Raw genomic sequence first — 14339 nt, 5'->3', positions numbered from 1 at the left:
CATTCTGAATCAGGATTACTGATCTAAAATGGCTATTTTGTGTATTGCAAGTGTATGTTTATATTGAATGGTTTCACCACTTTGGCTTTTGTCCTTTTAGATTCCAATTGAATATGAGCAGCATCTATTTCTTCAAAAGGAAAAATAAAGCACATAAAAGGATTTAATTTTTTCAAACTCATTAAGTTGGCAATTTTTTTCCTATTCTGACCATCGGAAGTTACCACAATACGATATTCTTTTAGACCCAATGCGTTCGTTTCATTTTCTTGCGTTAGGGGATAGGGTAGCGTAATTATTTGGGCTCCTTTTTTTAGTATTTTCAAGGAATTGTCATATATTATAATTCCTAGGGTATCTAAAACAATATCTACATTGGTAACTACCTTTACGAATTTTTGGGGTTCATAATCTGAAAATTGATCGGCACCAATTTCAAGTATAAACTCTTTAATTTTTTTGAGCCTGTAGCAATTACGCGAGCATTTTTACTTTTTGCTATTTGAATGGGATAATGGCCGGCACTTCCGGCAGCCGCCTGAATTAAAACACGATCACCTGATTTAATTTTTGCATTGGTAATTAAAGTTTGGAAGGAGTAAAGGGCTGCCAAAGTTACTCCAGTAGCACCTTCATAAGAGACTGTTTTGGGTTTAATGCCAATTTATCTGCCGGGATTGCTACATTTTCAACATAGGCTTTTCACTGTCTCTGCAAATAAGCCTGTTTACTTTTTTGAACAGTAGCAATATTTTTTATTTTTTTATTGGTTCAGGATTAATGCTTTCAAATTCAACTGAGAAAATTATACTCATTATTTTCCAATGTCCATCAATTTTTACCAGCCCCCAACTTTCTTTACCCCAATTAATTTTTTTCTTGTCCTTCCAATAACTATAATCAAAGGTTGCAGAAGCAATACTACCATCTTCGTCAATGTTTAGATTATAAAATTTTTCTTCATAAGCTCCCGTATCAAAAATACTTCTAAAAAATTTTTGGTAAGTACTTGTAAAATTTCCTTTTTTGGTACTGTCTTTGCTTAATCTGTTTTGTTGTGTTTTCTCTTTGAAAACCCCAACCCAAACGGTCGGTTCATTATGAAAAAGTGAATAAAATTTTACGCTGTCTTTTTTTATCAAACAGTCCATAAAAGTTGTCAGTATTTGTTTAATTTCTTTTTTATTAGAGGTTTCCTTTTCTTGACTAAAAGCAGCGTGAGATATGGAAAAAATGGTCAATAGTAATATTAGCCGTTTCATTATTTTAAATTTGTTAATTGTTTCAATTGGTAGTATACTTTTTTATTTCAAAGATTTTGCTGCGGCAATTAATAGTTCAGTCGAAATACGATGTTTGTAATCTGGGGTAATATGTTCAAACTCAATTTCACCATTACTATTTACAATAAATACAGTTGGAACAGGCAAAAAAGAGGTGTTAATTCCATCTGAACCATCAGAAATATAGGGTTTATATCCGTCTGGGGCTTGAAACGCAATTCCTACTGCTTTTGATAATTCGCCTTTACTATCGGATAATAAAAGGTAATTTAACTTGTCTTTTTCGTCTGTGACTTTCAAATTTTTTGGAGCATCGGGACTTACAGCGATAATTTGGTATCCTAGTGTTAGTAATTCTTTTTCAGCATCTCCCAGTGCTGACAATTGTATGTTGCAGTAAGGACACCAACCACCACGATAAAAAACTAATATAGTTCGTTTCTTATCAATCAAGTCCGATAAATTCACATCAACATTGTCAACAGATTTTAACTTTAGGTTTGGTATTTTTTCTCCTACCAATAAAGGAGAAATTTCAGTAGGTAATTTTGGCAAGTCGTTTTGAGCAACTGCTGCAATTGAGATAAAGAAGATAACTAGTAATAAAACGTGTTTTTTCATAATTGATAATTTTTATTTTACGAAGGTATAGTGGTTTAAAATGTTGTATTGTCGGCTACTTTCCATTTGAACAAAGAAAATTGATTATGATGCAATTTTGCCAGAAATTATTCGATGGTTTTTAAATTATAATCTACAGTACTGAATATTTTTTTTTTAGTTGCCACTTTAGAAGCATAAAAAAAATGTATTTCTTTTGAAATAACTTCAAGATGGTCGTCTATAACAAAGTGAGCAACTTCAAGATGCTGTATTTAAGACTTTTGTAAATATTTTAGGAAGAAGCCACTTTTTGAGCGGACCCGTTACAATAAAAATTAGATATCTGATACAGGTGATATGTTTGTTGAAGGTGATGTATGTAAAATAGCCTTTAGACAACTTTTATCTGGAAGCAAAGTTTAATCAATTTAAAAATAAGTAGTCACAAAATTATTATTATTGGACTTTTATGTACCTATTGGAATGTGGATTTAAGTATTATTTTCTGGAAAATTTAATTTACGGTTAAATACCTATGCAAAAAAAACTGTTGGGATAACATTTTTTACAATAATACAAAATCTCTTATAATGAAGTAGGAGTTTGGGTAGTTTGGCTTAATTCCAAGATAAAACTATTTTCTACTTTGAATATAATTTTCATTTAAAGCCCATTCATAAAATCGTTCTATCCATTTGTCTTTTGGTTGGCCACTTTTTGTCATACCAAAACCGTGATATCCTCTAGCAAACATGTGTAATTCGGCGTCTATTCCTAATTGATGCCATAATTTATATAGTTCAATTGAATCATCTGCTAAACCAAATCCATCATCCGAAGCGCATACCAGAAAAATAGGTGGAGCATCCTTCGCAGGTTTTTGCATTGGGAAAAAGTACGATGCAGCAGTATAAACAGGAACTAAGAAATCAATTTTGCTTTCTTCTGTTCTATTTAAAGCTACTGACAAAGCCACGGTACCACCAGCAGAAAAGCCCATAAATCCTATTTTATTCTTGTTTATTCCAAAGTCATCGGAATGTTTTCGGACATACGCTACAGCACTTGTTCCGTCTTTGATGGAATAGGGTATTATTTTATTGGCTTCTTCAAGGTATTTTGAGTGATTGCTTTCCGCTATTTTACTGCTTTCCGCTGCGCCATCTTCGGCAGTTGGTACTAATCGATATTTTAAAACAAAAACAGTAACTCCTTTTTTTACGAGCCATTCTGCAACGGCAGTCCCTTCGTTCTTTATGCTTAGTCCGTAAAATCCTCCTCCTGGAGCAATAATTACGGCTGTTCCATTATTATTACTTAATGTCGGTCTATATACCAGTAAAGAAGGTGCGGAAACGTTCGTTACCACTTGAGCTTTCCATATCGGAGAATAGTATTCTTTCTCTTTATTTTCCCACTTTATATTATTGGGTTTTTCAAATGGTAATTGTATCGTTTCTTGTGCGCGAATCAGACTGCTATTCAAAAGAAGTAGGCAGAAAATAATTTTTATTTTCATTTTTGGTAGTTGATGTATTTATTCTATTTTTTTTAAATTATTTAACTCTTGACAGTTTGCCTATTTCTTATTGGGATATAAGGATATCATTGAATTGTATGATTGGCATAATGTCCGTAAAATTCTTCATATCTCCTTGGAGCTCGATTGCATGAGGAGTAAAGGCCGCAATGAAGCTTTGAACCGTGTCAAAACTAAAATGACACATTGCTATATATGGAACTTCAGTTCCTATTTGGGCAGTACCAACACCTCTTTCTACAGAAACTCCTTTAAAACCAGGATGAATGCTCAGAAGTTGGATGGATCTTGGCATATGAATTTCAGTATAATATTGAAAATTAAAAGTTGAGTTTATATTGTTCGGATATAGTATGCTTATTGTATTCATTTTTTTAAAATTTATTAATTTGCTAATGATTTTTTATAGTATAAAAGTCACCTAAAATATTTGTTTTTATTTAGTTATATTGAGAAAATTAAACAAGTTTACTACGATTGAAAAGCAAAATAAATCTTGACAATGTTTTTTAAAAATAGTTCAAAACTTTACAATTCTAATTCAATTGTTTCACAACAGCCTCCTTAGGTATATAACCAAGGTTTGACCAAGTAAGAATATTATTTTTATACAATTTTAATACTGGTAAAGCATTAATATTTAATTCATTACAAAGTTTTTGATTGTCATCCGCATTTATTCTAATGATTTTAACCTTGTCCTTCATATCAGTGGCTATTTCATCTAAATAAGGACTCATTAATTTGCATGGACCACACCAATCCGCATAAAAATCAAACAGTACAATTTTGTTAGAACTGGCCAATTCATCATACTGCTTTTTAGTTAACCCTTTTGGAGCAGCTTTTATATCGATAACTTGTGGCAAATTTGCCGCTCTCCATTTTAATATTCCACCATCCAAATCAAATACCTTTTTGAAACCTTCTTTTCTTAAATCTTCTGATGCATCGGCACTTCTAGAACCACTTAAACAATATAAAAAGTAGTCTTTTGATTTGTCGAGTTTAGCAATTTGAGTTTCAAAGTTCTTACTATTCCAATCGAAGTTTACTGCGTGGGCTAGGTGCCCTTTTGAAAATTCTTCAGGAGTCCGAACATCTATTATGACGGGTTTTGAAATTGAATTTATTTTTTTAGAAAATTCGACTGCTGAGAGTAGTCGTTTTTCACCTTTATTCTCGCCTTTTGTTGCATTGGCTACAAAAAGTGATATAGACATTACTGTGATTAAAACTATTTTTTTCATAATTAATTGATTTTAAATTGTTGTATTTATTTTAACTTTTCCTATTCTTTGCTTAGTTTTTACATTTATTTTAATTAAAGAAATTATATCTATTGCCACTTCTTTCTTGCTCTTCAAAGGAAAATGATGTAATGATAAATCAGTATGCACAATCGCAATTTTATTGGTATCATAGCCAAAACCTTTATTTAAATTTGGGGAATTCATCACCACTAAATCAAAATTTTTCTTTTTTAGTTTGCCAATTGAATTTTCGAGTACATTATTAGTTTCCAAGGCAAAACCTACCGAGATTTGGTTTGCAGTCTTTAATTTTCCAAACTCTAAAGCAATATCCACATTTTTTTGAAGTTCAAGCGTAACATTATTTTCAATTTTCTTTATTTTTATACCAGAAGTTATTTTTGGTTTATAGTCGGCAACTGCTGCACAAAAAATGGCTATATCGATGCTGTTAAAATGTTTTTGGCATTCTAAAAGCATTTCGTTACCAGTTACAACCTTTATTGTTTTATGGTTAGGCAAAGTTGATTTAATTGAAACGGGTCCACTAACAAGGATAACATCAGCTCCCATTTTATGCAAAGCTTCGGCTATTTCGTATCCCATTTTTCCACTACTTTCATTGGAGATAAACCGAACAGGATCAATATATTCTCTTGTTGGCCCAGCAGTAATCAATATTTTTTTATTTTTTAAAGAAGTTTCCATTGCTTTATTTTTTTAATCTTGATTTGAATATTTTTTCAAACTTTTCAATTTTTGGTTGAATTACCAATCTACAATAGCTTTGATTCTTATTGTTTTCGTAATAGTTTTGATGGTAGGCTTCGGCTTTGTAAAATTGTGTTAGAGGCTCTACTGCGGTAACAATAGGGCTATCATAAACTTTTGCTTTATTCAATGTTGCGATGATGCTTTGTGCTGCCAATTTTTGTTCCGTATTTTTAAAAAATATTACAGAACGGTATTGCGTTCCTATGTCATCACCTTGCTTGTTTAGAGTAGTTGGATCGTGAACTGTAAAAAACACTTTAAATATTTCATCTAAACTGGTTACGTTTTTGTCATAAGATATTTGTACTACTTCAGCATGTCCAGTATTTCCCGTACTAACTTCTTCATAGGATGGGTTAGATGTTTGTCCACCTGCAAAACCAGAAACAACTGATTTTACGCCAATTAAGTTTTCATAAACTGCTTCAACACACCAATAACAACCACCTCCAATAGTAATGTTATCAAGGTTTGTGGTGGTTGATTTTTTAAGTTCTTTATTTTGTGCTATTAAACTAAAACCAGTTAGTAAGCAAATTGCAATTATTTTTTTCATGATTTTATTTTATTTCGTTTTTTGTTGCTGCTATTATATTTCCTGTTTTTGTATTCTGTAAGTAAGCGACTAGCATAAAGTCCGTCGCCTGCCAAACTGACTTGAATTGAAAATTAGTATTGAAATTTGATTTTGTTGAATTAGTGATGCTCTTGAAATCATAAACAATATTATAGTTGGTCTGGTTTAGGCCATTATTTTCGCCTCTTTTGATGCTAGTAAATTCCTTTTTCTTAACTAATGCTATGTTGACCACTGTATTCGGGTTTGTATCAGCGTAATATTCAATATTTAATAAATTGTTAGAAATGGAAGCCTTTTTAATAGTAATATTGAACTCTTTTTTTATTGATAATTCCTTGTTTACTATATTATTAATTTCATTTTCTTTGCTTCCAACAAGTTCATATTTACCATTAATTATTAATTGTGGCGTGTAATTTCCTTGAGCATTCAATTGATTTGCATAGTTGTGTTGTCTGTTAGTAAATTGGGCCTTGCTAAAAGGATCTATCCACCCGATGTAATTCCAGTAATCCACATGAAAAGCCAAAGGAATAATGTTTGGATTGTTTTGTAAAACATATTTTGCTAAAACAGCATCCGCTGGAGGACAACTGCTACAACCTTGTGAGGTAAAAAGCTCCAAAACTGCAAATCCTTCTTGATGCGATTTTGCTTCTTTTTTTTCTATTACTTTTAGTAGGGTAAAACTAGACGCCAAATGACAGATTAGTACTATTCCAGTATAGAATGCTGTTTTAATAAATTGGTGTTTCATACATTTATTTTTTATGATCAGGAATAAAGTCTAAAGCTATTGAATTCATACAGTATCTTTTACCAGTAGGCTCAGGACCATCATTAAATAGATGTCCTAGATGTCCATCACAGCGGCCGCAAAGTGCTTCTAATCTTTCCTCACGTAAGGAATTGTCTTTTTTGTAAACTACACTTCCTGAACCGGCTTGTTCAAAGAAACTCGGCCAACCACAGGTGCTTGAAAATTTAGCTCCAGAACGAAAAAGTTTGAATCCGCAAGCTGCACAATGGTAGGTTCCTTTTTCGTCGGTGTCCCAATATTTTCCTGTAAAAGGGCGTTCCGTATTTGCATGTCTTGAAACTGCATAAACATCGTCAGGCAATACTCTTTTCCACTCCGAATCAGTAAGTTTTAACTTTTTGGTACTAGTGTTAGAATAATAAGGGTTATTGGCCTTACTTATCGTGTCCTTATTTCTCTGATAGGCAACCGGGGTTATTTCCATTTTTTTAAACTCTGTAAATGAAGTTAAAAAAAAAGCGAAAAACATAATCAGAACGCTTAATGGTAAAATAAACTTTTTCATATTTTTTAATTTTTATAGGACAAATTTATCGAGATATTAAAAATAGATTTGTCAGTTGATTTACAGATGCGTTAATTTTTAATTTTAATTAACGTTTACTTGTTTTTATTAGAATTCAATCAAGATTTACTTTATTAGAGTCTAATGGATCAACCTATTATATAACACTTCAATTAAATTTTTCTTACTTCATTTTGGTAAAGGTGCAACAGTTATTAAGGTAATAAAATGGATAAAAAACGTAAGTTGATGGACAATTTTTCCAAAGCCTATTTTGGTTGGTGCTGAGGTTAAATAGTAAGATTGTTTAGATTGCTGTATTTTAGGAAAGTATAAATTCTACTATAGCTTCGGAATGTATTTTGGTTGTATCAAAAATTGGTGTAATAAAATCTTTTTGATTAATTAACAATGGAATTTCGGAACAACCCAATATGATTCCTTCGGCACCACTGTCAACCAATTCATTCACGATTCGTATATAATTTTCTTTGGTATTTGAATTGGCTATTCCTCTACCCAATTCCTCCTTAACGGTATACTGTATATAATCTCTTGTTTCTTGTTTTTCGGGTATTAGTACTTCGAGCCCATTTTCTTCAAGTTTTTTTCTATAAAATTCCATTTCCATAGTAAACTTCGTTCCTAGTAACCCCACTTTTTTTAATCCTTGCTTTTTTACCGCTTTGGCGGTTTCGGTACTAATATGAATTATTGGTAATTTAATTTCTTCTTGAAGTTTGTCAGCAAATAAATGAGCTGTGTTTGCACATAAAGCTATGGCATCAACATTACTGCTTTTTAATTTTCCACAAGCATTAAGTAAAAGTTCAAAACAATTCTCCCAACTTTTGACTTGAATATCTTCAAAGTTGAGTGAATAGATGATGCATTCCGCAAAATTAAGTCCACCTAATTTTAAATTTATTCCCTCGTTTATAAATTTATAGTAGTCCATTGTTGATACCCAACTTATTCCACCCACTAGTCCAATTTTTTTCATTTTAAAGTTTTGATAGCTTATTGTGTTTTTATTATAGGTATACTTATGATGACAAAAAATTTAATCGTCTCTTTACTTAGATTCAAAATAATTTGATTGTTTTTTTAACGTTCAAAAACTATTCTACTGAAAGATTTATTCCGTTACCATATAAAGCATTAGAGTTCATTATTTTGATTATAGTTTCTGGATTTAAATACCGTTCTTTTTTTGATGGATATCGTAAATTATCTGCTCCACGCCAATAATCAATTTTTAAATTTACTCTTACCGATTTGCTCCATTCAAGTAATTGATAACCCAATCCATGATTTATGCAACGTAAATCAGTTTTATATTCGAATATATCAACTTCTTTTTTTGAAAAGATCTCTATCCATATAAGGGTGCTCATTTTTCCAAATCCTTTTTCCATATAATCAGATACGTGTGAAAGTTCATGACCTAAAACGCCAATTTGAGCATTTAAATTTAAGTTCTTAAACAATATTGGTTCTAACTTTGAATTGGTTTCTTCACTTATTGTTATAGTATATTTTCTGTTTTTTGCAGATTGAAATAAGCCAATAAAGGAAGGCCTTGCTGAAAGTGGCGTATTCGCCTTTTTTAATACAAACGCAATTGTTGCATTTTTAAGTTCCGGAAAATAGGAGAGTGCTATTAGAATTTGTGTTTCGTAAGCTTTTGGTATATTTTTGTTTTTGCCAAATTCTAATTTCAATTTTGGTAAATTAATTAACGATATAGTATTTGTGTCAAATTTTTTTATACTATTTTGAGCATCCATTGAAACAGTAAGAAAAAATATTAGGGTGAGAAATAGTTTTAAGTTACTGTTTTTTCTCATCGTATTTGAAATGAAATTGTTGGCTATTTTTTTTATGAGAATTATTTTTTTTTAGAATTGAAGAGGAAAGGAAACAGAACTATTAGCTAAATTGTGATTTTCCGGTAAAGCCTCCTGATAGGTTTTTTCTATAAAATTAATAATATCCAATGCCACTTCTTTTTTTTCTTTAATAGGAAAAACATGTACGGATAAGTCGGCATCGATAATTGTTATTTTATTGGTATTGTACCCGAAACCTTCATTTTTATTTGGAGAATTCAATACTACCAGATCAAAATTTTTCTTTTCGAGTTTGTTAATTGCATTTTCATGAATATTATTGGTTTCTAGAGCAAAGCCGATAGATTTTTGTTTTATTTTTTTTACTATTCCAAACTCAAAAGCTATATCTATATTTTTTTGAAGTTCTAAAATAGTTTCGCTTTCAATTTTCTTTATTTTAATATTAGAAGTTACTTTTGGCGCATAATCCGCTACAGCTGCGCAAAAGACGGCAATATCGATAGAGTCAAAATATTTTTTGCATTCTAAATACATCTCTTTTCCTGTTAGTACATTTTTGATTCTATCTTTTGGAAATGTTGAAGTAATAAAAACTGGGCCGCTAACCAAAATAACATCTGCACCCATTTGGTGCAAAGCTTCGGCTATTGCATATCCCATTTTTCCGCTACTCTCGTTTGATATAAATCGAACAGGATCAATATATTCTCTTGTAGGTCCGGCCGTAATAAGAACTTTTTTATTTTTTAGTGACGTATCCATTTTAAGGCAGGTTTATAGTTTTTAATTTATTTCACTTTTAGTTACTGCAACTATAGCTCTTGTTTTTAAATTTTGGATGTAAGCAACTACCATAAAATCTGAGGCTAACCAATCCTCTTTGAATTGGAATGCAATTTTTGTTTTCGATTTCGGGTCATTTTTTATTGTCTTAAAATCATAAACAATATTATAATTTATGGATTTTAAGCCATTATTTTCTCCTCGTTTAATATTTGTAACTTCTTTTTTCTTAACCAATGCAAAATTTAAAGCTACGTTTTTATCGCTATCATCATTATCGAATAAAACATTCAATTGATGCTCTTTTATAGACGATTGCTCTATGATTAGAGTGAATTGTTTCTTTATAGCTAATTCCTGGCTTACTAAATCCCGAATTGCATTTTCGTTACTCCCAACAAGATCACGCTTCCCATTTATAACCAATTGTGGGGTATAGTTACCTTGAGTGTTTAAAAAAGTAGTATACTGTCTTTGTCGTTCACTAAATTCGGGTTTGATAAATGGATCTTTCCATCCCAAATTGTTCCAATAATCGACATGAAAAGCCAGCGGAATAATCGTAGGATTATTTTGCAAAGCATATTTACCAATAATTGCATCAGCAGGTGGACAGCTGCTGCAACCTTTTGAAGTAAAAAATTCGAGAACAGCAAAGCCTGCATGTTATTGTTTTAGTATCTCTTTTTTTAGTACTTCTTTTTGAGAAAAATTAGAAAGAAAGGTTGCGGCAATAAGAATATTGGCGCAACCTATTTTTTTTTTTGACTATTATTTTTCATCTTTTTTAATTTAGCTAAGAAGATTTGTTGCAGGTTGTCTTGATTTGCAAATGTTTTTGTGAAAACTCATTTTTGTAAAATAATTGCTTACGTTGTATTTATTACTATATTTTTTTTCAGTCCAATTTTTTCAGCATTACCTTTTTTGAATTTGCTACAAAGTCTTATTTTTTGTCTAAAATAAAATTATATGTAATTTTCACATCTTCTGCTACTTTGCTTTTTACAATATTAGGAATTTTTATTTCATAGTCAACCGGTCTTATTGAAAAATTGCTAGTTATGGTTATTTTGCCTGAATATTTTGCGATATACGCTTTAACTTTAATTTTTCTAGTAATGCCATGTATAGTTAATTCTCCTTCTATATCGTAAGCCATTTTTGTTGAAGCTATTTTTGCGGCATCAAAATTTATTATTTTTCCTTTGAATGTGGATTTTGGAAACAAAGTTGATTCGATATAGTTTTCATTGAAATGTTCTTCCATTAATGGCACTTTAAATTTGAATGCTTTAACCAATACTAAAGCGACAAAGTCACCCGTTGATTCTTCAAGAATACATGATGCTGTAGTATTTTTTGCGGCAACCTCTTCAAATGCGGGCATTGAGGCTTCAAACTTTATTTCTCCTGCTCTTGTAATAAATTTTTGAGACATTGCAACATGTGCTGTTAATAGGCATATTGCTAAAACTAAATTTTTTTTCATTCTATTTTTTATTGATTTATATAGCCATTGGCTGACCATAATTTTATTATATCTATTTTTGTTTGTGGCATTCTGCCTCTCAATGGCATTCCTAGACCAGAAGGAGCTTCTATTTGATTTATAAGGCCAAAGTTTAAAATTGCATCTTTGACTTCATCATTACTTTCTAAATAGGGGCGCTGTCCTCCTGCAGTGCTATGACAACTAATACAATTTTCTGTAATTATAGGTTTGACATGAGCAATGTAAGTAGGATTGATAATTTCGTTTGTTTGAGATATTTCTTCATAAGTATTAGACTCGCAAGAGATAATTGTTAGCGCACAAATACTAGCTGTAATTAATTTTTTATACTTCATACTCTAATTTTTTAAAAAACTCTATACATATTAAATCCAAAATAGATTCCACCACCATTCCATTTTCCAGTAGTATTTGTAAATACTGCTACATCATTTAAGGACTGACTGTTTGAAAAAACCAATTGAAAGACATGGCCACCTGTTTCTATATCCAGTCCTAATGTAAGTGGGTTGTGGTAGATTGTATTCTCAGGTGCATTTATTCTCGCTGCATATTCTAAATTAAAACTTAGTCTTTTTGTTAATTTATATCTGCCACCTGCACCTATTAAAAATTGATTTTCTTTCTCCGTTCCTGGAATAAGGTCGTATAAATTTTTATGAACATATATTGGTGTTATTTCTAAAGAAAAGGAATTGGAAAATTTTCTAGAAATGGGTAATTGAGTAGAATAATTATACCGATCACTTGCTTTTAATTGAGGATAATCATCTTCACTTAATTCTGTATTAATGTCCCAAGTATTGTAGCCAACGATTGTTACGGGAAATCCATTGGTCTCTTGATTGGCAAATTTATATTTTGCTGTTAATTCATAAATTTTGTGGTAGGTTTGTCTTGACGCTCCTAAAGATAGCCAGTTAGTTACACCATAAATTGCGCCAATTTTTGTATAAGCGTTATCTAGTCCAAAGAAATTATCTAATCCTTTTGTCAAATCACCAAAGCGGTGTGCTATCAAAATATAAGTTTCTCCTTTTGAAGCTAACTTGGTAGACTGCATATTTCCAATTTGCAACGCCTTAAATGTAGCTGTTTCTATCGTTTTCTCTTTTAACTTAACGGTATCTAATTGACCTAGCAGATCTTCCTGCGCGGATGCAAGTGCATACACAAAAAGTACTAAAGAAAAAGTCATGATGCTTTTTAATTTCATTTTATTTCTTTTTTAATTATTAAACACTGATCCAGTTTTAATTCTTCCAATAAATCATCATAGCCAACGATTCTTCCTTTTATGGTTACAACTATATTTTTTTTAAGTGAGGGATCAGAATTCTGTAAATTGCATATTATTGTATTGTTTAAAATTATTTCTTTGTCGTTTATGGTTGTTATTTGTCCAGAAATTGCAACTGCTTTTTCAAGATATTTTTTGTTTGATAATTGAACGTCTGATGTAAATTCGGAAGTAATTCTTTTTGCTGTTATAAAATAGTCCACGGTTTCTGTTGCTATGTCTCTTTCTCCTCCATAGATTAAATAATTATATCCAAAAAAGGAGGCTATAACGATAAACAATAGTGTTACAGCACCTCGTTGTATAGTTTTTTTCATGTTTTTTATTTTAAATAAAATAATAAATAGATCTCTTTAATACTAAAATTAAAAATTGATAAGACTAGATTTGTTTAGATTTATAAATTGAATTTAGAATTGTATTATTTTGTCCTGAAACTTTAATTTATTGTAAATAAGATAGTTATTTAAAATGTTGTTACTTTTTTAATGAATAGGGTTAAAAATTTTTATTAATAACCCTATTTCATTCAACTACTAATCAACCATCAAAAAATTATTTTACTACTGGACAGTTTACGTTGGCACCTGCTGGAGAGAAAGGGAAACTTGTTGCAGTTGCTAGATTTGTCACTGATCCAAAATTTGCATTGCTGATAACTTGAACACTCCATAATGGTGAGTAAGTTGCCACATCTGTAGGGATAGTAGCAATTACGTTGTGTGTTTGTAAGGTTCCTGTTTCTGACTTAAATCCTGAAGCAGGTCCCGAAGCGGGGTTATTAGCTGCCGGATCAATATTAAATGTTACGTAAATTGGCGATGTAGGAACCAATCCTGACGCAGTTGCGGTTAACGGAGCTTCATCAAAATTGAAGTAAGCTACTGCTTTACCGTTGTACCATCCAATTGTTAGTACACTTGCTGTTCCAGCGACGTTGCTTCTGGCTGCAGTTGAGCCAAATGGTACCACAGGACAATTTACAATACTAGTTGTGGAAGTGATTGGGTAATTTGAGGCCAAGACTTCGGCTACACTTGTGATTGAGTTAGGAACGTAGCTTTCAGTAACGATAACTTTTTTTACTAACCAAAAATCATTGTAACCTGTATCACCTGGAATAACACCGATAATGTTATTTTGTCCCGTTATCGGGGTAACTCCATCTGCTTTAAAGAAAACATAAATTGGAGCTGGTATAACGGATTGAACATCAAAATTATAATACTTTACTGAAGCACCGGTTTTGTCTAATCCTGTTGTAATAAAAGGTTGTGTATCAAAATTTACGGGTGCATTTGCTGCCGGCAGACCATTGGATGCAGTTCTTACTTGTAAGTGTCCCGTGGTTGAACTAAAACGATCGACACTTACTTTTTCGGCAGTGGTAATGTCTTTTGAAATTGGTTTTGGTGTTTCATTATTATCACTACTGCATGATGCAGTAACGATACCTAAAACAAGAGCCGCTAAATAAAACTTTTTTTTCATAATTTAAATGTTTTTTAATTTGTTACGCAAATGTA

At 31.4% G+C, this 14339-nt stretch carries 18 protein-coding genes and 1 pseudogene; all 19 read right to left on the bottom strand.

The genetic code is table 11. The annotated features are described in order from the left end of the window. Nucleotides 1–32: 32 nt before the first annotated feature. Nucleotides 33–434, bottom strand: a complete 402-nt coding sequence (locus KZH69_RS08930) for a zinc-binding dehydrogenase (protein WP_369410651.1) — start codon at nt 432–434, stop codon at nt 33–35. A 321-nt stretch (nt 435–755) separates the two neighbouring features. Beyond that, nucleotides 756–1262, bottom strand: coding sequence for a Cif family virulence factor (locus tag KZH69_RS08925; protein WP_219317087.1), 507 nt, complete (start codon nt 1260–1262; stop codon nt 756–758). Nucleotides 1263–1304: 42 nt separating this feature from the next. Next, nucleotides 1305–1904, bottom strand: coding sequence for a peroxiredoxin-like family protein (locus KZH69_RS08920; RefSeq protein WP_219317086.1), 600 nt, complete (start codon nt 1902–1904; stop codon nt 1305–1307). A gap of 616 nt (nt 1905–2520) precedes the next feature. Further along, entirely contained in the window at nt 2521–3405 is an 885-nt protein-coding gene (locus KZH69_RS08915) for an alpha/beta hydrolase (RefSeq protein WP_219317085.1), read from the bottom strand. A 67-nt stretch (nt 3406–3472) separates the two neighbouring features. Beyond that, complete coding sequence (locus KZH69_RS08910; RefSeq protein WP_219317084.1) at nt 3473–3796, bottom strand: EthD family reductase; 324 nt, start codon at nt 3794–3796, stop codon at nt 3473–3475. A 166-nt stretch (nt 3797–3962) separates the two neighbouring features. Then, nucleotides 3963–4676 (bottom strand): thioredoxin domain-containing protein, encoded by a 714-nt coding sequence (locus KZH69_RS08905; RefSeq protein WP_219317083.1) that lies wholly within the window; start codon nt 4674–4676, stop codon nt 3963–3965. A 12-nt stretch (nt 4677–4688) separates the two neighbouring features. Further along, nucleotides 4689–5387: a phosphopantothenoylcysteine decarboxylase domain-containing protein gene (locus KZH69_RS08900; RefSeq protein ID WP_219317082.1), complete on the bottom strand. Its 699-nt coding sequence runs from the start codon at nt 5385–5387 to the stop codon at nt 4689–4691. 4 nt (nt 5388–5391) lie between these two features. Beyond that, nucleotides 5392–6009, bottom strand: coding sequence for a peptide-methionine (S)-S-oxide reductase MsrA (gene msrA, locus KZH69_RS08895; protein ID WP_219317081.1), 618 nt, complete (start codon nt 6007–6009; stop codon nt 5392–5394). A 4-nt stretch (nt 6010–6013) separates the two neighbouring features. Further along, nucleotides 6014–6790, bottom strand: coding sequence for a DUF1223 domain-containing protein (locus tag KZH69_RS08890; protein ID WP_219317080.1), 777 nt, complete (start codon nt 6788–6790; stop codon nt 6014–6016). A 4-nt stretch (nt 6791–6794) separates the two neighbouring features. After that, on the bottom strand, nt 6795–7277 hold the full coding sequence (gene msrB / locus KZH69_RS08885) for a peptide-methionine (R)-S-oxide reductase MsrB (RefSeq protein ID WP_255557770.1): 483 nt from the start codon (nt 7275–7277) through the stop codon (nt 6795–6797). 403 nt (nt 7278–7680) lie between these two features. Continuing rightward, nucleotides 7681–8361, bottom strand: coding sequence for an aspartate/glutamate racemase family protein (locus tag KZH69_RS08880; protein WP_219317079.1), 681 nt, complete (start codon nt 8359–8361; stop codon nt 7681–7683). Between the two features lie 118 nt (nt 8362–8479). Then, nucleotides 8480–9082 (bottom strand): hypothetical protein, encoded by a 603-nt coding sequence (locus KZH69_RS08875; RefSeq protein ID WP_219317078.1) that lies wholly within the window; start codon nt 9080–9082, stop codon nt 8480–8482. A 177-nt stretch (nt 9083–9259) separates the two neighbouring features. Then, nucleotides 9260–9976, bottom strand: coding sequence for a phosphopantothenoylcysteine decarboxylase domain-containing protein (locus KZH69_RS08870; protein ID WP_219317077.1), 717 nt, complete (start codon nt 9974–9976; stop codon nt 9260–9262). 21 nt (nt 9977–9997) lie between these two features. Beyond that, nucleotides 9998–10636 (bottom strand): annotated as a pseudogene (locus tag KZH69_RS08865) (DUF1223 domain-containing protein); the annotation flags it as partial. Nucleotides 10637–10943: 307 nt separating this feature from the next. Next, the gene (locus KZH69_RS08860; protein WP_219317076.1) at nt 10944–11489 is read right to left on the bottom strand and encodes a YceI family protein; all 546 of its coding nucleotides are present in this window, start codon (nt 11487–11489) and stop codon (nt 10944–10946) included. Between the two features lie 8 nt (nt 11490–11497). Next, nucleotides 11498–11848, bottom strand: coding sequence for a hypothetical protein (locus KZH69_RS08855; protein ID WP_219317075.1), 351 nt, complete (start codon nt 11846–11848; stop codon nt 11498–11500). An 11-nt stretch (nt 11849–11859) separates the two neighbouring features. Beyond that, complete coding sequence (locus tag KZH69_RS08850; protein WP_255557716.1) at nt 11860–12729, bottom strand: DUF5777 family beta-barrel protein; 870 nt, start codon at nt 12727–12729, stop codon at nt 11860–11862. Then, a complete protein-coding gene (locus KZH69_RS08845) occupies nt 12726–13130 on the bottom strand; it encodes an OB-fold protein (RefSeq protein ID WP_219317074.1) in 405 nt (134 codons plus the stop codon). Before KZH69_RS08845 ends, KZH69_RS08850 begins: the two co-directional genes overlap by 4 nt. A gap of 238 nt (nt 13131–13368) precedes the next feature. Continuing rightward, complete coding sequence (locus tag KZH69_RS08840) at nt 13369–14304, bottom strand: hypothetical protein (protein WP_219317073.1); 936 nt, start codon at nt 14302–14304, stop codon at nt 13369–13371. Nucleotides 14305–14339: the final 35 nt, after the last annotated feature.

This window comes from Flavobacterium taihuense (assembly GCF_019351435.1).
GTDB lineage: Bacteria > Bacteroidota > Bacteroidia > Flavobacteriales > Flavobacteriaceae > Flavobacterium > Flavobacterium taihuense.
The sequence above is the reverse complement of the archived record's forward strand: the minus strand, read 5'-3'. Positions and strand labels throughout refer to the sequence as shown.

Excerpts from the sequence above, each read along its gene's own strand:
- KZH69_RS08840 (WP_219317073.1), bottom strand. The coding sequence starts at position 14,304 with ATGAAAAAAAAGTTTTATTTAGCGGCTCTTGTTTTAGGTATCGTTACT.
- KZH69_RS08910 (WP_219317084.1), bottom strand. The coding sequence starts at position 3,796 with ATGAATACAATAAGCATACTATATCCGAACAATATAAACTCAACTTTT.
- KZH69_RS08860 (WP_219317076.1), bottom strand. The coding sequence starts at position 11,489 with ATGAAAAAAAATTTAGTTTTAGCAATATGCCTATTAACAGCACATGTT.
- KZH69_RS08890 (WP_219317080.1), bottom strand. The coding sequence starts at position 6,790 with ATGAAACACCAATTTATTAAAACAGCATTCTATACTGGAATAGTACTA.
- msrB (WP_255557770.1), bottom strand. The coding sequence starts at position 7,277 with ATGGAAATAACCCCGGTTGCCTATCAGAGAAATAAGGACACGATAAGT.
- KZH69_RS08870 (WP_219317077.1), bottom strand. The coding sequence starts at position 9,976 with ATGGATACGTCACTAAAAAATAAAAAAGTTCTTATTACGGCCGGACCT.
- KZH69_RS08855 (WP_219317075.1), bottom strand. The coding sequence starts at position 11,848 with ATGAAGTATAAAAAATTAATTACAGCTAGTATTTGTGCGCTAACAATT.
- KZH69_RS08915 (WP_219317085.1), bottom strand. The coding sequence starts at position 3,405 with ATGAAAATAAAAATTATTTTCTGCCTACTTCTTTTGAATAGCAGTCTG.
- KZH69_RS08850 (WP_255557716.1), bottom strand. The coding sequence starts at position 12,729 with ATGAAATTAAAAAGCATCATGACTTTTTCTTTAGTACTTTTTGTGTAT.
- KZH69_RS08880 (WP_219317079.1), bottom strand. The coding sequence starts at position 8,361 with ATGAAAAAAATTGGACTAGTGGGTGGAATAAGTTGGGTATCAACAATG.
- KZH69_RS08920 (WP_219317086.1), bottom strand. The coding sequence starts at position 1,904 with ATGAAAAAACACGTTTTATTACTAGTTATCTTCTTTATCTCAATTGCA.
- KZH69_RS08845 (WP_219317074.1), bottom strand. The coding sequence starts at position 13,130 with ATGAAAAAAACTATACAACGAGGTGCTGTAACACTATTGTTTATCGTT.
- KZH69_RS08925 (WP_219317087.1), bottom strand. The coding sequence starts at position 1,262 with ATGAAACGGCTAATATTACTATTGACCATTTTTTCCATATCTCACGCT.
- KZH69_RS08905 (WP_219317083.1), bottom strand. The coding sequence starts at position 4,676 with ATGAAAAAAATAGTTTTAATCACAGTAATGTCTATATCACTTTTTGTA.
- msrA (WP_219317081.1), bottom strand. The coding sequence starts at position 6,009 with ATGAAAAAAATAATTGCAATTTGCTTACTAACTGGTTTTAGTTTAATA.
- KZH69_RS08900 (WP_219317082.1), bottom strand. The coding sequence starts at position 5,387 with ATGGAAACTTCTTTAAAAAATAAAAAAATATTGATTACTGCTGGGCCA.